This is a genomic window from Marinospirillum celere (assembly GCF_900112235.1).
GTDB lineage: Bacteria > Pseudomonadota > Gammaproteobacteria > Pseudomonadales > Halomonadaceae > Marinospirillum > Marinospirillum celere.
On sequence record NZ_FOLH01000003.1, the window covers coordinates 192,756 to 215,235 of the forward strand.

General features: G+C 50.3%; 20 protein-coding genes and 4 tRNA genes. 15 read left to right on the top strand and 9 right to left on the bottom strand.

Translation table 11 applies throughout. The features are described from left to right. Positions 1–36: 36 nt before the first annotated feature. From BM185_RS07965 to gshA, 3 genes are all read left to right on the top strand, one after another. Positions 37–453, top strand: a complete 417-nt coding sequence (locus tag BM185_RS07965) for a CBS domain-containing protein (protein WP_091961807.1) — start codon at positions 37–39, stop codon at positions 451–453. 116 nt (positions 454–569) lie between these two features. Further along, the gene (locus tag BM185_RS07970; RefSeq protein ID WP_091961809.1) at positions 570–1,277 is read left to right on the top strand and encodes a SapC family protein; all 708 of its coding nucleotides are present in this window, start codon (positions 570–572) and stop codon (positions 1,275–1,277) included. A 110-nt stretch (positions 1,278–1,387) separates the two neighbouring features. Continuing rightward, complete coding sequence (gshA, locus tag BM185_RS07975) at positions 1,388–2,989, top strand: glutamate--cysteine ligase (protein ID WP_091961812.1); 1,602 nt, start codon at positions 1,388–1,390, stop codon at positions 2,987–2,989. On the opposite strand, the gene BM185_RS07980 is transcribed toward gshA, so the two are convergent. Further along, a complete protein-coding gene (locus BM185_RS07980) occupies positions 2,986–5,013 on the bottom strand; it encodes an NADPH-dependent 2,4-dienoyl-CoA reductase (protein WP_091961815.1) in 2,028 nt (675 codons plus the stop codon). The genes gshA and BM185_RS07980 overlap by 4 nt on opposite strands. A 213-nt stretch (positions 5,014–5,226) precedes the next feature. On the opposite strand from BM185_RS07980, the gene BM185_RS07985 reads away from it, so the two are divergent. Beyond that, positions 5,227–6,435 (top strand): ABC transporter substrate-binding protein, encoded by a 1,209-nt coding sequence (locus tag BM185_RS07985; RefSeq protein WP_091961817.1) that lies wholly within the window; start codon positions 5,227–5,229, stop codon positions 6,433–6,435. A gap of 108 nt (positions 6,436–6,543) precedes the next feature. On the opposite strand, the gene BM185_RS07990 is transcribed toward BM185_RS07985, so the two are convergent. The 8 genes from BM185_RS07990 to BM185_RS08025 all read right to left on the bottom strand — a co-directional run bounded on the left by BM185_RS07990 (position 6,544) and on the right by BM185_RS08025 (position 10,972). Further along, positions 6,544–7,839, bottom strand: a complete 1,296-nt coding sequence (locus tag BM185_RS07990; RefSeq protein WP_091961820.1) for a branched-chain amino acid ABC transporter permease — start codon at positions 7,837–7,839, stop codon at positions 6,544–6,546. Continuing rightward, positions 7,839–8,843: a branched-chain amino acid ABC transporter permease gene (locus BM185_RS07995; protein WP_091961823.1), complete on the bottom strand. Its 1,005-nt coding sequence runs from the start codon at positions 8,841–8,843 to the stop codon at positions 7,839–7,841. The genes BM185_RS07990 and BM185_RS07995 overlap by 1 nt, the downstream gene beginning before the upstream one ends. Positions 8,844–8,876: 33 nt before the next feature. Beyond that, positions 8,877–9,581, bottom strand: coding sequence for an ABC transporter ATP-binding protein (locus BM185_RS08000; protein WP_091961825.1), 705 nt, complete (start codon positions 9,579–9,581; stop codon positions 8,877–8,879). Between the two features lie 2 nt (positions 9,582–9,583). Continuing rightward, positions 9,584–10,369 (bottom strand): ABC transporter ATP-binding protein, encoded by a 786-nt coding sequence (locus BM185_RS08005; RefSeq protein ID WP_091961829.1) that lies wholly within the window; start codon positions 10,367–10,369, stop codon positions 9,584–9,586. Positions 10,370–10,577: 208 nt separating this feature from the next. Continuing rightward, positions 10,578–10,653 (bottom strand) — tRNA-Val (locus BM185_RS08010). Between the two features lie 16 nt (positions 10,654–10,669). Next, positions 10,670–10,746, bottom strand: a tRNA-Asp gene (locus tag BM185_RS08015). 35 nt (positions 10,747–10,781) lie between these two features. Next, positions 10,782–10,858, bottom strand: a tRNA-Asp gene (locus BM185_RS08020). 38 nt (positions 10,859–10,896) lie between these two features. After that, positions 10,897–10,972 (bottom strand) — tRNA-Val (locus BM185_RS08025). 421 nt (positions 10,973–11,393) lie between these two features. Between BM185_RS08025 and ccoN the strand changes: the two genes are divergently transcribed. From ccoN to fnr, 11 genes are all read left to right on the top strand, one after another. Further along, positions 11,394–12,818, top strand: coding sequence for a cytochrome-c oxidase, cbb3-type subunit I (gene ccoN / locus BM185_RS08030; RefSeq protein WP_091961834.1), 1,425 nt, complete (start codon positions 11,394–11,396; stop codon positions 12,816–12,818). Positions 12,819–12,836: 18 nt separating this feature from the next. Then, positions 12,837–13,442, top strand: a complete 606-nt coding sequence (ccoO, locus tag BM185_RS08035) for a cytochrome-c oxidase, cbb3-type subunit II (RefSeq protein WP_091961837.1) — start codon at positions 12,837–12,839, stop codon at positions 13,440–13,442. 4 nt (positions 13,443–13,446) lie between these two features. Continuing rightward, on the top strand, positions 13,447–13,647 hold the full coding sequence (locus tag BM185_RS08040) for a cbb3-type cytochrome oxidase subunit 3 (RefSeq protein ID WP_091961840.1): 201 nt from the start codon (positions 13,447–13,449) through the stop codon (positions 13,645–13,647). Then, entirely contained in the window at positions 13,631–14,632 is a 1,002-nt protein-coding gene (gene ccoP / locus BM185_RS08045) for a cytochrome-c oxidase, cbb3-type subunit III (RefSeq protein WP_425434202.1), read from the top strand. Before BM185_RS08040 ends, ccoP begins: the two co-directional genes overlap by 17 nt. Before the next feature lie 172 nt (positions 14,633–14,804). Beyond that, the gene (ccoG, locus tag BM185_RS08050; RefSeq protein ID WP_091961847.1) at positions 14,805–16,250 is read left to right on the top strand and encodes a cytochrome c oxidase accessory protein CcoG; all 1,446 of its coding nucleotides are present in this window, start codon (positions 14,805–14,807) and stop codon (positions 16,248–16,250) included. Further along, entirely contained in the window at positions 16,250–16,756 is a 507-nt protein-coding gene (locus BM185_RS08055) for a FixH family protein (protein ID WP_091961850.1), read from the top strand. Before ccoG ends, BM185_RS08055 begins: the two co-directional genes overlap by 1 nt. Positions 16,757–16,769: 13 nt before the next feature. After that, on the top strand, positions 16,770–19,250 hold the full coding sequence (locus BM185_RS08060) for a heavy metal translocating P-type ATPase (protein ID WP_091961853.1): 2,481 nt from the start codon (positions 16,770–16,772) through the stop codon (positions 19,248–19,250). Beyond that, positions 19,247–19,483 carry a cbb3-type cytochrome oxidase assembly protein CcoS gene (ccoS, locus tag BM185_RS08065; protein ID WP_091961856.1) on the top strand — a complete coding sequence of 79 codons (237 nt, stop codon included), beginning with the start codon at positions 19,247–19,249 and terminating at the stop codon, positions 19,481–19,483. The genes BM185_RS08060 and ccoS overlap by 4 nt, the downstream gene beginning before the upstream one ends. Next, a complete protein-coding gene (locus BM185_RS08070; protein ID WP_091961859.1) occupies positions 19,480–20,181 on the top strand; it encodes a sulfite exporter TauE/SafE family protein in 702 nt (233 codons plus the stop codon). The genes ccoS and BM185_RS08070 overlap by 4 nt, the downstream gene beginning before the upstream one ends. A 12-nt stretch (positions 20,182–20,193) precedes the next feature. Continuing rightward, complete coding sequence (gene hemN / locus BM185_RS08075; RefSeq protein ID WP_091961862.1) at positions 20,194–21,591, top strand: oxygen-independent coproporphyrinogen III oxidase; 1,398 nt, start codon at positions 20,194–20,196, stop codon at positions 21,589–21,591. Positions 21,592–21,681: 90 nt separating this feature from the next. After that, entirely contained in the window at positions 21,682–22,458 is a 777-nt protein-coding gene (gene fnr / locus BM185_RS08080; RefSeq protein WP_091961865.1) for a fumarate/nitrate reduction transcriptional regulator Fnr, read from the top strand. Positions 22,459–22,480: the final 22 nt, after the last annotated feature.

The following is a 22,480-nucleotide window of genomic DNA, read 5'->3' on the forward strand; positions in this document are numbered from 1 at the left end:
AAGACAAATAACTATTAACTCCTAAGGAGAGAGACCATGACACAGCACATTCTGGTAAAAGATGCCATGTCTTATGACAACTACACAGTACAAGCCAGTGCCAGCGTAGAGGAAGCAGCCGCCACTATGCAAAAGCATAAACTTCCAGGAGCGCCTGTCGTCAATGAACGCCGTGAACTCGTTGGCTTTGTCTCAGAACACGATTTATTGCGTCAAATGCTGGAAGCCAGCTACCACAGCACTAGTAAAGCCAGTGTAATGGATGTGATGCGCACAGAAGTGCTAAGTGTTAAACCCGATGACAGCATTATTGACTTAGCCCAAACCATGTCCCAAATCGACAAGCCCAAACTCTACCCAGTGGTCACCAAGGGCAAGGTAGAAGGCATCATTACCCGCGGCCTCTTGCTAAGGGCCCTCATCGAAAATCGCAATCAAAAATCCCTGGTCTAAACCACCGCTTAAAGGTGCAGGGAAGCACCCTGTTTGCGTCAGGCCTTCTCATTGAGTAGCGGCGGGGTTAGTATGCTGCCAAACCCTTCATTCAGTTAAAAAGGAAGTCTTTGACCATGGCCGCCGTACTCTTTTACCAAAAAATAACACCACTCAATAAGGAAGAGCACCGCGCACTTCATTTGCAGCCTTTTGAAAACGATTACAGCTTTGCCCGCAGCACCCCGGTTGTCCCTCTGGCAGCGACTGAATTTTTCAATGCCAGCCGCCATTACCCTGTGCTTTTTTCCGGAGAAGAAAGCTCACTGGTACCTGTTGCTGTGATGGGCTATTCAGAACAACAGAATGTCTTCATCAATGATGCCAACCAGTGGCAAAAAAATGCCTACATTCCTGCTTTTATTCGCCGCTATCCTTTTATTTTGGCCAACTCCAATGACCAAAGCCAATTGACTCTCTGCTTTGATGACAGCTGGAAAGGCTTCAATGAAGAAACCGGCGAACCTCTCTTCACAGAAGATAAGGAACAAAGCGAATATCTAAAAAGGGTCTTGTCATTTGTTGAGGGTGTTCACCAGGAAATGCAACGCACCCGACCCTTTGTTACCCGCCTTCAAGAGCTGAATCTGCTGGAAAAACGTGACCTCCAGGTTTCCAGAGCTGATGGCACTCATTTTTTATTACGGGATTTTCGGGTCATTAATGAAAAAGTCTTCATGCAACAAGAAGATACCGTTATTTTGGAGTTCCATAAAAAAGGCTGGCTACCCTGGGTCTATGCCCACTTACTCTCACTCTCTAATTTACAAACTCTGGGCCAATAACCCTGTTAGGAGTGGCTTGTTGTCTGCCAGGAAACTGGCTAAGATTCGCCACACTAAATTAGACCCTCAAGGGCTTACCAGCAAACGGCCAAACTGAAAAGGCAGCTTCAGTGACTCAAGAACTTAATCAACGCTTGCAGCAACTTGAACCCCTGGCCAAGCGCGGCCTGTTTGACCAGCTTCGCCGGGGCCTGGAAAAAGAAAGCCTGCGCACTACTCCAGAAGGTTGGATCAGCCAAAAGTCCCACCCTCAAGCCCTGGGCTCTACTCTGACCCACCCGCATATCACCACGGATTACTCCGAGGCCCTTTTGGAGTTTATTACACCGGTCAGTTGTAGCCGGGAGCAAACGCTCGACTTTCTGCTCGACCTGCACCGTTTTAGCCTGGCCCGCCTTGAAGACCATGAACTGCTTTGGCCAGCTAGCATGCCTTGCCGCCTGGATGGCAATGCCAGTGTACGTATTGCCGAATACGGCCATTCCAATGTAGGCAAGATGAAAACCGTCTATCGACATGGCTTGGATTGGCGCTATGGGCGAATTATGCAGAGCATTGCCGGCCTGCATTACAATGTCTCCTTTCCTGATGAACTTTGGCCGCGCCTGGCTGAGATCGAAGGCCTTCCTGCCGAAGTGGCCAATGATGCCTGGCGCTCACGCAAATACTTTGCCCTGATTCGCAACTTTAGGCGCTACTCTTGGCTACTCATGTATCTTTTCGGGGCCAGTCCTGCGGTTGATGAAAGCTTCCTGGCAGAGCATCCCGAGCACCCTCTGAAACCCTTGGCCAAGGCCACCTGGGGTTCACCTCTAGCAACCAGCTTGCGGATGTCGGACCTGGGTTATCAAAATAAGGTCCAATCCAGCCTGAAAATTTGCTTCAACTCTTTGGATAATTATATTCAAACGCTTAATGAAGCCATACACACCTCGCATCCAGGCTATGAAGATATAGGCGTTAAGGTAGCTGGTGAATACCGCCAGTTGAACACCAATATCCTGCAAATCGAGAATGAGTACTACAGTGATATTCGCCCCAAAAGAGTCACTCGCAGCGGCCAAAAACCCAGTGAGGCCTTACAGGAGAAAGGGGTTGAATATATAGAGGTACGCTGCCTGGACCTCAATCCCTTCCTGCCAGGCGGAATCGATATTGCTCAAATGCGCTTTTTGGATACTTTCCTGCTCTATTGTCTGCTGGAAACCAGTCCTGAACTCAGTGACCAGGCCTGCAAGCAAGTGGATGACAACCTGGCCAGAGCCGTTAATGCCGGAAGAGATCCTCATACCCAAATCTGGTGGTTTGAACAGGAAGCCAGTACCGAAAGGCCTTTACTGGAAGCAGCCAGTGAACTGCTTGAGCGCCTCCACCCCGTTGCTCTGTTATTGGATAAGAGCCACCAGGAGGACGCACCTTTTAGTAGCGCACTGGCGCAGCAACAAGCCAGGGTTGACGATCCCAGCCTGACGCCTTCAGCCCGTTTACTGGAATTAATACAAGAGAGTGGCAGTTATCTGGAAGCCATTCTTCAACTGGCACGCGCCCAACGTGAGCAACTCATGACCTGCCCCTTGGACAAGTCACGAGAAAAGCTTTTTGCTGAACTGGCTGCCACTTCCCTGCAGCAGCAAAAGGACCTGGAAGCCAACGAAGCTTTAAGCTTCGATGACTACCTGGCCGAGTACTTTGCTGCAGAAAAAGCGACTTAAAGCTCCAGGGCCAGCTGATAGCCCTGCTCAATAGCCCTCTTGGCATCCAGCTCTGCTGCCAGTTCAGCGCCACCGATCAAGTGGACTGACTGGCCAGCTTCCTGCAACTGCTGATAGAGCTGATTGACAGATTCCTGACCCGTGCAAAGCACCAGGGAGTCCACTTCCAAGCAGCGGGTTTCATCCTGATGGCGAAGATGCAGGCCCTGCTCATCAATTTTTAGATATTCACAGCCTGCTAGCATCTTAACCTGATGGGCTTTCAGTGAAGCACGATGGATCCAGCCCGTGGTTTTTCCCAGACCCTTACCCGGTTTGCTGGCTTTACGTTGCAGCAACCATACTTCCCTCGCTGGGGTGGGCTTTTCTGGCTCAACCAGGCCACCTGGCTGGTCAACATTTAAGTCAACACCCCACTCTTTCAAAAAAGAATCACTGCTTTGGGGTTCACGACGGGTGCGCGGATGCACCAACAACTCAGCAACATCAAAACCTATGCCGCCAGCGCCCAGCAACGCAACCTTTTGGCCAATTTTTTCAGGGTTGCGTATGGCCTCGGCATAAGTGAACACCTTTGCGGAATCCACGCCGGGGATAGCTGGAATGCGTGGCTCAACACCCGTAGCAACCACCACCTCATCAAAGCCTTGCAATTGCTCAGGCTCTACGCGAGTGTTGAGTTGCAAATCGACCCCGGTTAGCTCTAACTGCTTGCGGAAATAACGCAGGGTTTCATCAAATTCTTCTTTGCCAGGGATCTGACGAGCCAGGTTAAATTGGCCGCCCACATCTGCCGCTGCTTCAAACAGAGTGACCTGGTGACCACGAGCCGCAGCTTGGGTCGCGCAGGAAAGACCCGCCATACCAGCACCGACAACGGCAATGCGCTTAATCGTCGTTACTGGTTCTGGCTGCATCAGGGTTTCATGACAAGCCCTGGGGTTCACCAAACAGGAAGTTACCTTGCCCAAAAACACCTGATCCAGGCAAGCCTGGTTACAGGCAATGCAGGTATTGATCTCATCGCCCTTACCCTGCTCAGCCTTGCTCACCCATTCAGGATCAGCCAAAAAAGGCCGTGCCATGGATACCATATCGGCATGTCCGGCGGCTAACACCTCTTCGGCTGTTTCCGGCATATTAATACGATTGGTGGTGATCAGTGGAATCTTAACCTCACCCTTCATGCGCTGAGTGATACGAGTAAAAGCAGCTCTGGGTACACTGGTAGCAATTGTCGGAACCCGGGACTCATGCCAGCCAATACCTGTATTGATCAAGCTAGCACCAGCTGCTTCTATTGCCTTAGCCAGCTCAACGATTTCTTCCCAGCGGCTGCCTTCTTCAACCAGATCCAGCATCGATAGGCGAAAAATAATAATAAAGTCGGAACCAGCTGCTTCACGAACGCGGCGCACTGCTTCCACAGCAAAACGGCTACGATTAGCAAAGCTGCCACCCCAGTCATCCTGACGCTGGTTAGTGCGTAGCGACATAAACTGGTTAATCAAATAGCCTTCACTACCCATCACCTCGACACCATCATAGCCAGCTTCTTTAGCCAGAGTGGCGGCACGCGCATAATCATTTAGTTGCTGTTCAATCTCATCAGGCGTCAGTTCTTTAGGCGTAAAGGGGTTAATAGGGGCTTGAAGTGGCGAAGGGGCGACCAGCTTGGACGAATAAGCGTAGCGGCCAGTATGAAGAATTTGCATACAAATTTTACCGCCTGCCTGATGGACTGCTTCAGTCACCACCCGGTGCTCTGTAGCTTCTTCAGGGGTTGTCATCTTCGCTGACCCCTGAAAAACCACACCTTCTTCATTGGGCGCTATCCCACCTGTAACGATAAGTGCAACACCAGCAGCGGCTCGCTCAGCATAAAAAGCTGCCAAGCGTTCAAAGCCACCCGGCTTTTCTTCAAGGTTGGTATGCATAGAACCCATCAGCACACGATTTTTCAATTGTGTAAAACCCAGGTCTAAAGGCTGAAAAACATTGGGGTAACTGGTCGTTTGCATCATGGCACTCCAAATCAATTTTTTTTGTCACTATTTTTTCCCAGTCTAACCCAAGTCTATTTCAAGCGCACGTTTGAAACAAACGAATTGATGACTTGCGAGTATTGAACAAAGCCCCTATAACAGTCATGAGGTTTCGACCTTGTTTTTCCAATAAAAACGTCCCAAGATTATGAAGGTTCCTTGAACCCGTCACATAAAAAGAGAGAAAAACCTATGATGAAAAAAACACTCCTTGCTGCCAGCTTTGCTGCAGCATCTCTGCTCGGCGCTGCCCAGCTGCAAGCTGACGTCAAAATTGGCTTTCTTGGTGGCTTTACCGGCCCCATTGAAGGCATGACACCTGCCATCCATGCAGGTGCAGAACTGGCCAAAAACCAGGTCAACGCTCAAGGCGGTCTACTTGATGGTCGCCAATTTGTGATGCCAACAGGTGATACCACCTGCGCAGATTCCTCTGCTGCTTCCAATGCGGCTGACCGGATGGTTAACTCAGAGCGAGTGACAGCCATTGTTGGTGCTCTATGTACTGGGGCCACTATTGCGGCTGCCAACAATGCGGCTGTCCCTGGTGGTGTGGTCATGATTTCACCCGCTTCTACAGCACCTGCAGTAACTGAAATCAATGACAATGGCCTGGTCTTCCGTACCGTACCTTCTGATGCTTTCCAGGGTGAAGCTCTGGCTCACCTGCTGATTTCCAAAGGCATCAATGAAGTCGTCTCCACCTACGTCAACAATGACTATGGTCGCGGGCTGGCTATGCAGTTTGTAGAGACTTATGAGTCTCTAGGCGGCTATGTAGGCTCCAACCTAGCCCACGAAGATAATCGCGCCGACTATCGTTCTGAGCTTGGCTCTCTCTCCGGGGAAATGATCGAAAATTTGGTCGTCTTTGCTTATGCTGACTCTTCCGGCCAAACAATTCTTCGCCAAGCCCATGAAAGTGGCAACTTCCAGCAATATATTGGTGTTGACGGCATGATCAGTGACACCCTGATCGAAGCCATAGGTGCCGATGTTCTGGAAGGCATGATTGCCACCCGCCCAGGCTCTCCAGACCTACCCGGTGCGGATATTTTTGAAGCTGCAGCCAAAGAAGCGGGCTTTGATCCCAATGCTGTTTTTGCGGCTCAAGCTTATGATGCCGCCTTTATCCTGGCTCTGGCCGTGGAAAAAAATGGCAGCGACTCGCGTGAAGGCCTGGCCGACGCTGTCCGTGCTGTAGCCACTGCCCCCGGTGAAGTCATTCTTCCTGGTGAATGGGAAAAAGCTAAGCGCCTGATCGCCGAAGGTAAAGACATCAACTACGAAGGTGCTGCTGGCCAGCATGAATTTGATGAGAATGGCGATATTATGGGCGTGGTTGTTGAAATGGCCATTGAAGGTGGTCGCCTGGTGACCAAAGGAGTCATTGACTTCTAATTCAACCAACCCCTGACTCTGATTGCACACAACTAATCAGAACTCCCCATAAAAAAACCGGCAGCCAAGGCTGCCGGCTTTTTTTATCGAGGACAGATTACATCCACGTCAGGTTACATGTTTGATCTTCTCTGGCATCAGCCCTTTAGGTGCATAGCGCAGAACGAGGACAATCAGAAGACCTATGACAAACACGCGTGCTTGCAATGCCCGGCTGGAGAGATTATCCGGTGCTTCCCAGCCAAGCCAGTTAGTCATTAGATCAGCTCCACCCTGCATCAAGAAAAGCGCCAGGGGTTCAGACATCACCCAAATAATATAAACCAGCAAAGCACCTAGAATAGTACCCAGGTTATTACCGGGTCCCCCCAGAATCACCATTACCAGCACCAGAAAGGTGTGATTCAAAGGCAGATAGTTATCTGGTGAGAAAATACCGTTGAAAGTGGTCAAAGCACCACCACCAATACCAATCAACACACAACCAAAGACAAAGACTTCCAGGCGGCGCTTATTGATATCCTTACCCATTGCCTGAGCAGAAATCTCGTTATCACGAATTGAGCGAATCATCCGACCCCAGGGGGCGTTATAGGCTTTTTGTAGCAGATAAAAAATGGCCACTATCATTACCGCAGTAATGACCAGGTAAATAGAACGTGCCATAACAAAGCCCAGCTCACCAGGGCCAGGAGTCGGCCAGGGCAAGGGGGAAACGGTCGCCGTTCCCCGTGTTAGCCAGTCTTCATTTTTCAGGATGGCTTTAATGATTTCCGCTATACCGAGAGTGGCAATCGCCAGATAGTCACTCCGTAATCCCAGGCAAACATGGCCAACAAAATAGCCCACCATCCCGGCAAGAAGACCACCCACCAGCCAGCCCACCCAGGCAGGCATACCCAAACCCCCGATGTAACCCGCCTGGGATTCAATAGCTGAAGTAACTGGAGCAAACATGCTTTTGAGAATCAGCCAGGAAAGAAGTGCCAGGATAATAGTTAGAGTCGTGCGTAGCTTTTTAGGCACACCCAAGCGATGCAACTGAGAAGCACCAATGACTATCGCCAGGGCAACCAGTGCCCAGAGGAAAACACGCCCCAGATCCGAAGCCAACTCAGTACCCCAGAAGGCAGGGTTTACGGGCATACTAAACAACATGGCGCAAAAACCACCCAGGGCAACAAAACCCATAACACCCGCATTAAACTGGCCACCATAGCCCCACTGAATCGTCAGGCCCAAAGCGATAATCGCATAGCAACTGGCTTCAACCAGCATGCGCACACTATAAGCACTTCCCTGGGAAGCAAACACCAGCAATACAGCGACAAAAACCAGAGCTGCAACGATGACTTCGCGTACCGGCAGGCCTTCAGGAAATTTTTCAGTCAATTTTGCCAACATCAGATCACCTTTCCTTTAAAGATACCGGTGGGACGCCAGACAAGCACGGCCACAAGGATGAAAAAGGGTACAACGATCTTGTATTCGCTACCCACCAAAGCCAAATCACGTGGAATTTCCATCCACTCAGGGAACCAGTGGTGAACTCGCCTCAGCAGTATCGACCAGTTAAAGACTGAGAGAGTCTCGGCATAACCCACAAGAAAACCTCCGGCTATAGCACCATAGGGATGCCCAACACCGCCAACGATCGCCGCAGCAAAAATGGGGAGCAACAGGAAGAAACTCATATCTGGCGTCAGGCTGACATCCATAGACAAGAAGGTACCAGCCATTGCTGCCAGGGAGCCTGCCAGTATCCAGGTGACTACCACTACCTTGTTGGTATTGATCCCGGAAACTCTTGCCAAATCAGGATTATCCGACATGGCTCGCATTGCTTTACCCATGCGGGTACGGTTCAAAAACAAATGCAAACCTATAACAGCCAGAATAGTAAAGATGATCAGTGTGATCTGAGGCTCAGTAATCACGATGGGTCGGGTTGCCAGATCAAAGGGCATATCAATGCGAAAGATTTCCTTACGCTCTTCGATATACATGCTGCGGGAACTGGTGCCAGCAAACAGGCGTATTAAGCCTTGTAGCATCAGGGTCACACCCAGAGAGGCAATTACAATAACGATGGGCTTGACCCCATGTTCGCGCAGTGGCTTATAGAAGGTTTTATCGATACCTATAGCTAGAAAGGCAGTGATTACCATAGCAATAGGTAACATCAGCAAGGGCGTCGGGATGCCTAAAGCAGCTCCTGCCCCCGGAAAAAGGGCCGTGAACATGAAAACCATCAAGGCGCCAAAGGTCATCATGTCGGCATGGGCAAAGTGCGCAAAACGCATAATACTAAAAACCAGGGTGACACCGATCGCGCCTATGGCGTAGATAGAGCCGGAAACCGCCCCGGAAATTACCACGTTATTGATAAAAAAGACCAATTCGTTCAAGGTTCTTTACTCCCGTGTTTGGGTGGCACGGCATCAACCGCCGAGGAAGCTCTTGGCCACTTCAGGGTCATTCAGCAAATTTTGACCGGTATCCGTATAGAGGTTTTGCCCCGAGGCCAGCACAAAACCCTTGGTCGCTATTTCCAATGCCTGCTTGGCATTTTGCTCAACCATCAGGATACCCACGCCCGCTTTATTGATTTCCACAATGCGATCAAAGATTTCCTGCATATATAGAGGGGACAGGCCCGCAGTTGGCTCATCCAGCAACAGTAGAGTCGGCTCGGTCATCAGGGCACGACCCATGGCTACCATCTGGCGCTGGCCACCGGAAAGCTCACCGGCTGGTTGTTTGCGCTTTTCTAATAGAGGCGGGAAGAAAGAATAAATTCTTTCCAGCATGGTTTTAGTGGTATGAGGCTTGATATAAGCACCCATCTCCAGGTTTTCTTCCACCGTCATGCTGGGAAAGATATTTTTTTCCTGTGGAATAAAACCCATACCCAGCTCGACCAACTTATTGGGCGCTGAATTTTTAATCGATTTATCGCGCAGCAGGATATCCCCACCATTGACTTCAACCAAACCAAAAATGGCTTTCAGCATAGTGGATTTACCAGCCCCGTTGGGGCCTACAATCACGCCTATGTCTTCCTTGTCGATGGCCATATCCACACCCTTGAGGATATTCATTCCACCATAGCCACCCTCAACCTGGGTTGCATTCAGTAATGACATAATCAATCCACCTTACCAAAATAGGCTTCAACCACTTCGGGGTTATTACGCACTTCTTCAATACTGCCTTCCATCATCACCTCACCCTGGGCAAGAACAATGACTGGATCGCAAAGACGGGCAATCATATCCATATCATGCTCAATCACCAGAAAGGTATAGCCCATCTCTTGATTTAGGCGCTCGATATTTTTGACCAGATCCACCAATAGGGTACGGTTCACCCCGGCTGCAATTTCATCCAGCAGCACCACCTTGGCATCGGTCATCATCGTCCGACCCAATTCCAGCAGCTTTTTCTGACCACCGGAAAGATTCCCTGCCAATTCATTTTTGACATGGCCCAGGTTGATGAAATCGATGACTTCCAGCGCACGCTGACGAACTTCCTCTTCCTGTTGGCGCACCAAGGAGGGCTTCAACCAAGTACTGAACAGATTTTCACCTTCCTGACGAGGCGGCACCATCATCAGGTTTTCTAAGGCAGTCATGTGGGAAAATTCATGGGCAATCTGGAAGGTACGCAACAAGCCTTGATGAAAGAGCTGGTCAGGCGTTTCGTGGGTGATATCCCGGCCTTCCATCAGCACTTGACCCGAATCTTCCGGCAAGGTGCCAGCAATAATATTGAATAATGTACTCTTACCAGCACCGTTGGGACCGATCATGCCGGTCACGGAACCCTTGGCAACTTGAATCGAGCAGTTATTAATCACCTGCAAGCCACCAAAAGCTTTACTGACATTTTGCACTTCAATGATTGGTTGTTCTTCTAATTTTGAATTCATCCTACCCCCGCTAGTAACTAGCTTCAGTATGAGATTTGGACCCAGGGCATTAAACCAAGGTCGCATTCTAGCCACATCAAAAGCTGCCCACAACAACTAGGCGCAGATTCATGCAGTAAATGGGCTATTCACTGAATATAGCAATGATTAGGTAGAGAGGAATTTCAAAAGATGAGATAAAACATGGAAGGAAGAATAAATTAATTTTTGGTGGGTGGTACTGGGTTCGAACCAGTGACCCCCAGCTTGTAAGGCTGGTGCTCTCCCAACTGAGCTAACCACCCAAGAAGATTCAGAAAATGGCGGACCGGACGGGACTCGAACCCGCGACCTCCGGCGTGACAGGCCGGCATTCTAACCAACTGAACTACCGGTCCGCAATACTTCTGTATCTGGGGGTTATCACTGTAAATGGCGGACCGGACGGGACTCGAACCCGCGACCTCCGGCGTGACAGGCCGGCATTCTAACCAACTGAACTACCGGTCCGCATTTGCAGCAATACTTCACTAGGTGAAGGACATGATTGGTGGGCGGTACTGGGTTCGAACCAGTGACCCCCAGCTTGTAAGGCTGGTGCTCTCCCAACTGAGCTAACCGCCCCCTCATGTGGCTGCGCATTCTACAGCCTTTTACGAAGCTGTCAATTTCTTTTTTTAATTTTTTTCGCCCACTAATCAGAGAATTGCAAAAAACAGGGAACTTAATGTTCAGGTATCCCTCCAACACCGCTGTGGTGTTAATCAGTTCATGTCACCAGCCAAGGAAGGCAACCTTTTACGACTTTAGTCCATGAGGTCTTTTGTCGCACTGCAGCAAACCCTTGTTTTTGCATGGAAAAGACCCCCAATCAGCCCCGCTTATCCAATTTTTTCTTTATAATCCACAACCTTAGGTTCAGCTCCTTCTAGCACTGAGTTAGAATGAAGCAGATCCATTGACATGTATCATGGCTGGGGAAGCCCAGCTCCTGGAAACTTGGCGCTGGATTCCTCCAACTTAACTGCTGTAATGGGAACCTGACATGAGCACAGCAATTGAACACCCTACCTACAACTACAAGGTAGTTAGGCAATTTGCCATTATGACTGTGGTCTGGGGTATCGTCGGCATGCTTGTCGGCGTCTGGATCGCAGCCCAACTGGCATGGCCTGCACTTAACTTTGATCTTCCTTGGACTAGCTTCGGGCGTCTGCGTCCGCTGCACACCAATGCAGTTATCTTTGCATTTGGTGGTTCTGCCCTTTTTGCCACCTCCTATTATGTGGTTCAGCGCACCTGTCAGGCCCGCCTGATTTCTGACGGTCTGGCTGCTTTCACTTTCTGGGGCTGGCAATTGGTTATTGTACTGGCTGCCATTACTCTGCCGCTGGGTCTGACCCAAGGTAAGGAATACGCCGAGCTGATTTGGCCCATCACCATTTTGATTGCCGTGGTTTGGGTTGTTTACGCTTTTGTTTTCCTGGGCACCATCTACAAGCGCAAAACCTCCCACATTTATGTGGCCAACTGGTTTTTCGCAGCCTTCATTCTAACGGTAGCCGTTCTGCATATCGTTAACAGCATGGCTATTCCCACTTCCTGGACCCATTCCTATTCCATCTATTCAGGTGCAACGGATGCCATGGTTCAATGGTGGTATGGTCACAATGCAGTAGGTTTCTTCCTGACTGCTGGCTTCCTGGGCATGATGTACTACTTCGTTCCCAAGCAGGCTGAACGTCCTGTTTATTCCTACCGTTTGTCGATTGTGCATTTCTGGGCACTGATCTGTGTTTACATGTGGGCTGGTCCTCACCACCTGCACTACACCGCTCTACCCGACTGGGCTCAGTCACTGGGTATGGTGATGTCCCTGATCCTTCTGGCTCCTTCCTGGGGCGGCATGATCAACGGCATGATGACCCTCTCAGGTGCCTGGCACAAACTGCGCACTGACCCTATCCTGCGCTTCCTGGTGGTCTCTCTATCCTTCTATGGTATGTCTACCTTCGAAGGCCCGATGATGTCCATCAAGACGGTTAACGCCCTCTCCCACTACACGGATTGGACTATCGGTCACGTCCATGCGGGTGCCTTGGGCTGGGTTGCCATGATTACTATTGGCTGTATTTATCATGTCATTCCCAAGGTCTTCGACAAGCCACAAATGCACTCTATTGGCCTGATCAACGTCCATTTCTGGCTTTCCACAGTCGGCACCGTTCTTTACATTGCCTCCATGTGGGTTAACGGCATCATGCAGGGTCTGATGTGGCGCGCTGTCAATGCTGACGGCACCCTGATGTACACCTTCATCGAATCCGTCGAAGCCAGTTATCCAGGCTATGTAGTACGCCTGCTGGGCGGTGCTCTCTGGCTCGTAGGTATGCTGCTGATGGCCTACAACGTTTACATGACTGTCAAAAGCGATGCTTCTGAAAAGAAAGCAGCCGCACAAGCAGCCTAAGCGAAGGGGTTATCAAGAATGAAACACGAAATAGTTGAAAAGAACGTTGGCCTCCTATCAGTACTGATTCTGGTAGTCATCAGCTTTGGTGGCCTTGCCGAAATCGTTCCCCTGTTTTTCCAGGATGCAACCACTAAGCCTGTGAAGGGCCTTAAGCCGCTAAATGCGCTGCAACTGGAAGGCCGCGACATCTACATCCGTGAAGGCTGCTTCAACTGCCACTCACAGATGATTCGCCCTTTCCGTGCAGAAACAGAGCGCTATGGCCACTATTCAGTTGCTGGTGAGTTCATCTATGACCACCCCTTCCAGTGGGGCTCCAAGCGTACCGGACCTGATCTGGCTCGAGTGGGCGGTCGTTACAGTGATGACTGGCACTATGCGCACATGTACAACCCGCGCGATGTTGTGCCTGAGTCCAACATGCCTGCTTACCCCTGGCTGAACTATGCCACTTTGGATGGCAGCAATACGGCCACCAAAATGTCTCGTCTAAGAATGCTGGGCGTACCCTACACTGATGAAGACATTGCTGGCGCTGCGGACAAGGTTCGTGGCAACACCGAAATGGACGCTCTAGTTGCTTATCTACAGCAACTAGGTACCGTCCTTCAAGACAGGTAAGGTTATGGATATTAACGTTTTTCGTGGGCTAATGTCCGTTGTTCTGCTGTTTGCTTTCCTGGGAATCGTTTTCTGGGCCTACAGTAAGAATCAGAAAAAGCCTTTCGATGAAGCGGCGAATCTGCCCTTCGCCGATGAAGACGAAGACGAAAAAAACCATAACCAGGATGCAAGTTCATCACTGGAGAATAAAAAGCATGACTAGCCAAGCCATGAGCGGCTTCTGGAGCGCGTGGATCACAATAATCACCCTGGGTGTTATTGCCTTCTGCTGGTGGCTCCTGTATGCAAACCGCAAAACTGATAAAGCACCATCTGCGGATGGTACTGTTGAAACGACCGGCCATGCGGCCGATGGCATTGAAGAATATGACAACCCCCTGCCTCGCTGGTGGTTCATCATGTTCGTCATCACCATCGTCTTTGGCCTGGTTTACCTGGCCCTTTATCCAGGACTAGGCAACTTCAAGGGTCTTTTGGGTTGGACTTCGCAAGGCCAGTGGGAAGATGAAATGGCACGTGCTGAAGAAGAGTTCGCGCCCATTTTCCAAGAGTTTGCTCAATTCAGTGTTGAAGAATTGGCACAAAACTCTGATGCCATGCGTGTTGCTGACCGCCTCTACCAAAACAACTGCGCTGTTTGTCACGGTTCGTCAGCCACAGGTGGCTACGGCTTCCCTGATCTGACCAACAACGACTGGATGTATGGCGGCAACCCTGAGCACATTCGTTCCTCCATCATCTGGGGTCGCAGTGGCAACATGGTCGCCTACCAAAACATTCTGGGCACTCAGGGCATTGACCAAATGACGCATTATGTCTTGTCCCTGTCAGGCCTGGATCATGATGCAGATAAGGCCGCTGCTGCTGAGCCTCAATATATGGCTCAGTGCGTTGCCTGTCACGGTAATGATGGTCGTGGCAGTGCCGCTCAGGGCCTCTATGATATCGGTGCTCCTAACCTGACGAACAATGTCTGGCTATACCAACAGCCTGGACAGAGCGTTTATGATTCCGTGGCCCAGACACTTCGTCATGGTCGCAACGGTCATATGCCCGCTCAGGCAGGATATCTGGACTATGGTGTAGAGCTGCCCAGTGATCTTCGTAGCAAAAGCCAGGAAGAATTGGCTGAACTGCTGCCCAAGGTACATCTGGTTACGGCCTACATCTATAGCTTGAACCAATAAGCTTTATTGATAGTACCCAGGGATGCGGCTGAAAGCCGCATCCCTTTTATATTCAAGTGGTTTACAGTGCTTTTTAGAATGACTCGTCCAAAAAACTATCATTCTTAAAATCATCGCCCCACCAACAAAAAATACGACTAGCCGTTTTCCATCTCTGCTTGGTGACCTGCACATGAGTGACAAAATACCCACCCAAGATATTACCCCCAAGGATGCTGCCCAAAACCGTAAGTCACCAACAACGGGTGGCCCTCAGGGTGACCTTTACGCCAAGCGGCAACACATCTATGTCAAACTGGTCAAAGGCTTTTTTCAAAAACTGCGTACCGGAACCAACTGGCTGCTGATGCTCGGCTTTTTTCTGGTTCCCTTTATTTCCTGGGGTGATCGCCAGGCTGTTTTCTTTGACATTCCCTCGCGGCAGTTTCATATTTTTGGAACGACCTTTTTCCCTCAGGACTTTATGCTACTGGCCTGGCTATTAATCATCCTGGCCTTTGTTCTCTTCTTTGTAACTAATTTTGCGGGTCGCGTCTGGTGTGGTTACACCTGCCCTCAATCGGTATGGACCTGGCTCTATATCTGGGTAGAAGAAAAAACAGAAGGCCCACCCAATAAGCGTAAAAAATTGGATAAGCAGCCTTGGGGAGGCGAGAAGGTTGTCCGCAAAACCCTTAAGCATTTCATCTGGCTGATCATTGCTTTGGCAACGGCCGCTGCTTTCGTTGGTTACTTTTCTCCGATTCGAGAGCTCTTACCCCGTTTCTTCAGTTTTGACCTGGGACCCTGGGAGCTTTTCTGGATAGGTTTCTTTACTTTCTTTACCTACTTGTTTGCCGGTTGGCTGCGTGAGCAGGTATGTATTTATATGTGTCCCTATGCTCGCTTTCAAGGCGTCATGTTTGATCAGGATACCCTAATTGTCTCCTATGACCCTTCCCGCGGCGAACCCCGTGGGCCACGCAAGAAATCCGCTTCCCTTCAGGAAACAGGATTGGGCCATTGTATTGACTGTGACCTTTGTGTACAGGTCTGCCCTGTGGGTATCGACATACGCAATGGCCTCCAATATGAATGTATTACCTGTGCCGCTTGTATTGATGTTTGTGACCAGGTCATGGACAAAATGGAGTACCCTAGGGGTTTGATTCGCTACACCACTGAAGAAGAACTCAATGGCCGTAAAACCCGAATTCTCAGACCCCGGTTAATTGGTTACTTTACAGTACTGATGGTGATGATTATTGCTTTCAGTTGGGCTCTCTCTAATCGTGTTCCCCTGGAAATGGATATTCAGCGGGACAGAAATCAGCTGTTCCGGATGACATCTGACGGTCTGGTTGAAAATAGCTACCGTTTAGGTATCACCAATATGACCCAAGCTGAGCAAACCTATCAATTACGCCTGGAAGGGGCAGAAACACTGCAACTGCAGGGCGCAGAACGCTATACGCTTGCCGCGGGTGAAAGTCGCCAGTTTTCGATTCGGGTTCAGGCTGATCCTCAAGCACTTCCTGAAGCCCCTGCAATCAATATAGAATTCCACTTAGAGTCTGAAGAAGATGCCCGCTTAGGCGCTTCCAGAGAATCCCGCTTTATACTGAGGTCCATTCGTTAATGAATCCTACAAACACTGAAAAAAACCCCTGGTACAAGGAACCCATTTGCTGGTTAGCTTTCTCACCTGCAATTGCGGGGGTCATCGTTGGCTTGACCCTGCTAACCATAGGAATCAACAATTACGATGGCCCGGTTCATGAAGATTATTACAAGGAAGGACGCGCCATCAACCAGTCCTTTGAAAGGGATCAGTACGCGCGTGACCTGGATCTTCAGGCTTCTTTGCGTTTTACCCGTGACCAACTGCAAATGGATCTTTCCGGTCAGCTGGAATCCTTTCCCGACCAGTTAGTGGTTTTGATGGAAAACCCCACTCGCTCAGCTTTGGATTTTTCCATTGTTGTCCAGCATCTACAGGGTGGCCGTTACCTTGGTAATTTACCCCGTCAACCTGAGCATGACTGGGATATCAAACTCTACGGCAGTGAACGCGAATGGCGGCTTTATGCACGCGCCAGCTTTCCAGCTTCAAATGCCATTGAATTAAGGCCCAGTCAACGCTGAGTTAGAGTAAATAATGAATCAAGAAGCCTGCTTTCACTGCGGCGAACCTATTCCGGAAGCCAGTCCTTATCAGGTCAACATCAGCGGCGAAACCAAGCGTCTCTGTTGTCCTGGCTGTGAGGCTGTTTCTCATGCCATTATTCATGGTGGGCTGGAAAGCTATTATAAGTTTCGTACAGAACTGCCTCAGCGGCCTGAACTCAGCGACGATGAAATTGCCGAGCTGCAGGTTTATGACAGCCCTGAGCTCTTACAGGAATTTGTTCATCAGCCTGAAGAGGGCATGGCTGAAACCACCTTGGCAATCGACGGCATTACCTGTGCTGCCTGCGCCTGGTTGATTGAGCACCAAATCAATAATGTGGAAGGTGTTGAATACACAGGTGTCAATCTGAGCGCACAAAGAGCAACCCTGCGCTGGAATATTAACAAGACCCCTTTCAGCAAGCTGTTGGCAGAATTCAAATCCATCGGCTATACCGCTTTGCCTTGGCGAGCCGATGAAGAGCAACAAAAGCTGCAACGCGAAAACAAAACGGCTATCCGTCGACTTATCGTTGCTGCTATCGGCTCCATGCAGGCGATGATGTTTGGTATTGCCCTGGAAGCTGGCATGCTGGAAAGCTACATGGAGCGTGAGTTTGTTCTCCTATTCATGTGGATGTCTTTCCTGGTCACCACCCCTGTTGTTCTCTACTCCGCCTGGCCTTTCTTTACCAATGCCCTGGCTGCTCTCAGCCGCAAACAGCTGAATATGGATGTGCCTGTGTCTTTGGCAATCGGCCTGGGCTATGCGGCGAGTGTTTGGGCTCTGGTTTTTGAAGTCGGTGAGTTACACTTCTATGCCATTGCCATGTTTGCATTTTTCTTACTCTTTGGTCGTTATATTGAAATGCGCACTCGTCACCGTATTGGTAGCGGCGGTAATGCGCTTCATGACCTAATTCCTCAAGCGGCCTTGCTGCTGGATGATCAGGATGAATCCCAGTATGTGCCCAGTCGTCAACTCAGGCCTGGAGATCGTATTCTGATTAAACCCGGCCACAGCTTTCCGGTTGACGGCGTCATTGTCAGCGGTCATTCCAGTGTTAATGAAGCTACTATGACGGGTGAATACCTGCCCGTTTCCTGTCATCCAGGACACCAGGTGCTTGCAGGAACTCAAAATATCGACAGCCCCCTGGTTGTAGAAGTCCAAAAAATTGGCCATGAAGTGCGCTTGGCCAGTATTGCCCGGCTTAGTGAGCGAGCTCAGGCTGAGAAACCGCGGATTGCCACCCTGGCCAATATTGTTTCCCAATACTTTGTTGCAGCCATTCTGCTCATTTCTCTCACAGTCTTTACTGTCTGGTGGTTTATTGACCCCAGCCAAGCCTTTTGGATTACCCTTTCGGTTCTGGTTGTCACCTGCCCCTGTGCATTGGCCCTGGCCACCCCAACAGCCCTGGCCGTTGCCAATGCCACTCTGGGCCGCCAGGGTGTGCTCATCACGCGCGGACACGTTCTCGAAGGTCTGGCTAAAGCCAATCACATCATCTTCGACAAAACGGGAACCCTTACTGAAGGTCGCTTGGAGCTGAAGGAGATTCGCTGGTTAGCTGCAACAGATGATCCTCGTCGACCTCAGGCAGCGGCTCTGGCTGCTGCACTGGAAGCTCATTCAGAACACCCCATTGCAAGGGCTTTTGCCGAAAGCCAGGACCAAGAAATACAGGCCAAGGATCTACAAACCCTTACCGGGCAAGGTCTGGAAGGTAAAATTGACGAGCAGCTTTACCGTATAGGGCGAGCAGATTTCGCTTCTCCAGCCAGTCAACTGGAACCACCCCTGGAAGAAGGCCAATGGCTACTGCTGGCTGATGAAACTCAACCTCTCTGCTGGTTCAGGCTCAGTGATCAGTTACGCCCTGATGCTCAGCAAATGCTCAGTGAACTAAAAGACCTGGGTATGCAGGTTGAGCTGCTTTCCGGTGACCAGGAAGGTTCAGTCGCCAGCATTGCCAGTGAACTGGGAATTCACAACTATATTTCCAGTGCCACCCCCGAAAAGAAACTGGAGCGTATTCATCAACTCCAGGCTGAAGGCAAACAGGTCATCATGGTTGGTGATGGTGTCAATGATGTTCCTGTACTAGCGGGTGCTCAGGTTTCCATTGCCATGGGCGATGCTACCGATCTGGCTAAAACCACAGCGGATACTCTCCTTTTGTCCAGCCGGTTACAGCGTATTCCCCAGGCAGTACATAAAGCCAGGATGACGCGCATCACTATTGCCCAAAACCTGAGTATTTCACTAGGCTACAATCTAATGGCTCTTCCTGCTGCTGCCATGGGCCTGATTCCACCCTGGCTGGCTGCACTGGGCATGACCACCAGCTCACTTGTGGTGGTATTCAACGCGCTCAGGCTTAGAGACAAGGCCAATGAGCAACGCTTAAGTGAAGTCAGTCCAGAAAACTTCGCACCTTCATCATCTCAGGAGGTAAAAGCATGAATATTCTTTTTCTGCTGATCCCTCTTTCGCTAGTGCTGCTTAGCCTGGCTATCTGGGCTTTTTTCTGGGCTGTAAAGAATGATCAGTTTGAGGATTTGGAAGGCCCTGCCTATTCAATCCTTTTTGATGATGAAGATGACATTAAAAAACCCACAGAAGAAGCAATAACCGAGAAAGCTGAAGAAACTGAAGAGGCCAAAGCACCAAGCAAGGATGACAAGGATTCTCAATGAATGAATTCCTGGCCGCGGGACTGGTCACCGCTCTGGTCGCCGGCTTTCTGGGGGGTGGCCACTGTATCGGTATGTGTGGTGGCATCGTTAGCGCACTAACCTTCGCTTTGCCGCCCAGCCGTAGACATCCAGCCAGAATTGCCTCCCTGATGCTGATGTATAACCTGGGCCGAATCAGCAGCTACACCCTGGCAGGTACCCTGGTAGGCGGCTTGGGGCAGCTTCTGGTCAGTAATCTGCAGGAAGTGGCCAGAATTTTAAGCTGGCTGGCAGTAATCATGCTGATCTTAATGGCCTGTTATCTGGGGCGCTGGTGGCAGGGGTTAATTCGTGTTGAAGCACTGGGCCAGCATTTATGGCGCTACCTTGAACCTCTGGGTCGACGCTTAATGCCAGTGACTCACCCTGGGCAGGCACTGCTCATTGGTTTGATCTGGGGGTGGTTACCCTGTGGCCTGGTTTACTCCATGCTGATCCTGGCGCTAAGTAGCGGCAGTGCCTTGCAGGGTGCACTTTTATTACTGGTTTTTGGTCTGGGAACCTTACCCACCCTACTTTTGACCGGTGCCCTGGCTCGCCAAGTAACCAGTTTTTTCAGGCAGCCTCTGTGGCGCCAGGCATCGGCCTTGCTCCTGCTAGCCTTTGCTTTCTGGCAGGCCATGCCACTGCTCGGTTTCGCCCGAGAACTACCTTTTTAAAAGAGAATCCTTATGAGCCAAGTAGATTTCAAAAATTTTGAATGGAACCCCGAGCTGATTGAGCGCTATAACCTGGCTGGTCCTCGCTATACCTCCTATCCCACAGCACCCCAGTTTACTGATGCTTTTGGTTCTGATGACTTTCAAGCCGCCCTGGCAGCCAGTAATGCCAGCCAGGCTCCTTTATCACTCTATTTCCACATTCCTTTTTGCGCCAAAATCTGTTTCTACTGTGGCTGCAACAAGATAGCCACAGGCGACACTTCGCGCTGTGCGCCCTACCTGGAACGGGTTTATCAGGAAATGGATCTGGTTCAGCAGCAGCTGGATTCCTCGCGCCCGGTCAACCAACTGCATTGGGGCGGCGGTACACCCACCTTCCTTTCGCATCAGCAGATGCGTGAGCTCATGGCTGAAACCGGCAAGCGTTTTCAACTGCGCACTGATGATCAGGGTGATTACTCGATTGAAATCGACCCCCGCGAGATTCAACCCGACACCCTGCCCCTACTCAGAGAGCTGGGCTTTAATCGGATGAGCTTTGGTGTTCAGGACCTGAATCCCAAGGTCCAGGAAGCCGTTAACCGGGTTCAACCTCGTGCCTTGACTGAAGATGCCTTGCACCAGGCTAAAGAGCTGGGTTTTCGCTCTTTGAATCTGGATTTGATTTATGGCCTGCCCCATCAAACTCCGGAGACCTTTGCGGCCACCCTGGAGGAAATCATCGAAATGAATCCAGACCGCCTGTCTGTATTCAACTATGCCCACCTTCCTGAGCGCTTCAAACCGCAACGTCGTATCAAGGCAGAAGACTTGCCCAGCCCTGAACAGAAATTGATTATTCTGGAAGAGAGCATTTCCCGCTTAGTTGATGCTGGCTATGTTTATATAGGCATGGATCACTTTGCCAAGCCTGATGATAGTCTGGCCATTGCCCAGCGCGAGGGGCGTATGCACCGCAACTTCCAGGGTTACACCACCCACTCAGATTGCGACCTCATTTCCATGGGGGCTTCTTCGATTAGCCAGGTCGGGCCAACCTACGCCCAAAACCATCACGATACCGAAGGCTACGAAAGTGCCATCCGGGAAGGGCGTTTTTCAACCCTTAGGGGGCTTAAACTAAGCCAGGATGATCTTTTACGGCGTGCTGTTATTAATCAGCTGATCTGTCATTTTGAAATCGATGGCGATGCCTTTGCTCAGGAGCACGGCATTCAGTTCGGCAGCTACTTTGCTAATGAATTGGAAGCCCTGGCTCAGCACGAAAAAGATGGCCTTTTACAGCGTAAGGGTAATCACCTGATCGTCAACCCTGCTGGGCGCCTTTTAATCCGCAGCATCTGCATGGTTTTTGATGCCTATTTGGATCAGCAGGGGTTGGGTAAAGCCTTCTCTCGGATTATTTAATAAAGTGTTCAAACATTGCCTTGGATCACCTCTCATGGTACAAGTAGTTGAGTTGAATCAAGCTTGCTAGAGAATAGAGGGAGTGAAATTATGTCCAGCCAAGCACAAAAGGGAGCCTGTCTGAGCCTGGGAAAAGAAACCCGCTGTATGACCTGCAGCCTCAGCTCCCTATGCCTGCCACTGTCACTCAATTTGGAAGATATTGACCAGTTGGATCGCATTATCAAACGTCGCCAACCCCTGAAAAAAGGTGATCACCTCTTCCGCCAGGGCGACAACTTTGATTCGGTTTATGCAGTACGTTCCGGCAGCCTGAAAAACTACATCATGACCAATGATGGTGAAGAGCAGATCACCAACTTTCACCTACCCAGCGAACTGGTTGGCCTGGATGGTGTGGACTGCTCCAGCTACCCGGTTTCCTCCAAGGCGCTGGAAACCACCACGGTTTGCGAAATCCCCTATTCACGCCTGCAAAATCTGGCTCAAGAGCTTCCTGATCTGCGCAACCAGATTTTCAGTAGCATGAGTAAGGAAATCCGTGATGACAAACAGATGATGCTGCTCTTGTCCAAGAAAAATGCTGAAGAACGAATTGCCACCTTCCTGGCTAATCTGTCATCACGCTTCAAGCGTCGGGGCTATTCTGCCTATACTTTCAGATTACCCATGTCACGCAATGAAATAGGTAACTACCTGGGCCTGGCAGTAGAAACCGTCAGTCGCGTATTTACGCGCTTTCAAACCCTGCAACTCATAGCTGTTAATGGCAAGGAAGTGCATATTACTGATCGACAGCAACTGCAGCAGGTTGCGGGTGTGACAGAATGTGAAATCGAGCAGCCCAGTAAGCTCATCGCCTCCTAAACGTGGCTGATATATCGCTGGA

What these genes read in the sequence shown, in the direction of transcription:
- BM185_RS07965 (WP_091961807.1), top strand. Translation starts at nt 37, where the DNA reads ATGACACAGCACATTCTGGTAAAAGATGCCATGTCTTATGACAACTAC.
- BM185_RS07970 (WP_091961809.1), top strand. Translation starts at nt 570, where the DNA reads ATGGCCGCCGTACTCTTTTACCAAAAAATAACACCACTCAATAAGGAA.
- BM185_RS07980 (WP_091961815.1), bottom strand. Translation starts at nt 5,013, where the DNA reads ATGATGCAAACGACCAGTTACCCCAATGTTTTTCAGCCTTTAGACCTG.
- BM185_RS07985 (WP_091961817.1), top strand. Translation starts at nt 5,227, where the DNA reads ATGATGAAAAAAACACTCCTTGCTGCCAGCTTTGCTGCAGCATCTCTG.
- BM185_RS07990 (WP_091961820.1), bottom strand. Translation starts at nt 7,839, where the DNA reads ATGTTGGCAAAATTGACTGAAAAATTTCCTGAAGGCCTGCCGGTACGC.
- BM185_RS08000 (WP_091961825.1), bottom strand. Translation starts at nt 9,581, where the DNA reads ATGTCATTACTGAATGCAACCCAGGTTGAGGGTGGCTATGGTGGAATG.
- BM185_RS08005 (WP_091961829.1), bottom strand. Translation starts at nt 10,369, where the DNA reads ATGAATTCAAAATTAGAAGAACAACCAATCATTGAAGTGCAAAATGTC.
- ccoN (WP_091961834.1), top strand. Translation starts at nt 11,394, where the DNA reads ATGAGCACAGCAATTGAACACCCTACCTACAACTACAAGGTAGTTAGG.
- ccoO (WP_091961837.1), top strand. Translation starts at nt 12,837, where the DNA reads ATGAAACACGAAATAGTTGAAAAGAACGTTGGCCTCCTATCAGTACTG.
- BM185_RS08040 (WP_091961840.1), top strand. Translation starts at nt 13,447, where the DNA reads ATGGATATTAACGTTTTTCGTGGGCTAATGTCCGTTGTTCTGCTGTTT.
- ccoG (WP_091961847.1), top strand. Translation starts at nt 14,805, where the DNA reads ATGAGTGACAAAATACCCACCCAAGATATTACCCCCAAGGATGCTGCC.
- BM185_RS08055 (WP_091961850.1), top strand. Translation starts at nt 16,250, where the DNA reads ATGAATCCTACAAACACTGAAAAAAACCCCTGGTACAAGGAACCCATT.
- BM185_RS08060 (WP_091961853.1), top strand. Translation starts at nt 16,770, where the DNA reads ATGAATCAAGAAGCCTGCTTTCACTGCGGCGAACCTATTCCGGAAGCC.
- ccoS (WP_091961856.1), top strand. Translation starts at nt 19,247, where the DNA reads ATGAATATTCTTTTTCTGCTGATCCCTCTTTCGCTAGTGCTGCTTAGC.
- BM185_RS08070 (WP_091961859.1), top strand. Translation starts at nt 19,480, where the DNA reads ATGAATGAATTCCTGGCCGCGGGACTGGTCACCGCTCTGGTCGCCGGC.
- hemN (WP_091961862.1), top strand. Translation starts at nt 20,194, where the DNA reads ATGAGCCAAGTAGATTTCAAAAATTTTGAATGGAACCCCGAGCTGATT.
- fnr (WP_091961865.1), top strand. Translation starts at nt 21,682, where the DNA reads ATGTCCAGCCAAGCACAAAAGGGAGCCTGTCTGAGCCTGGGAAAAGAA.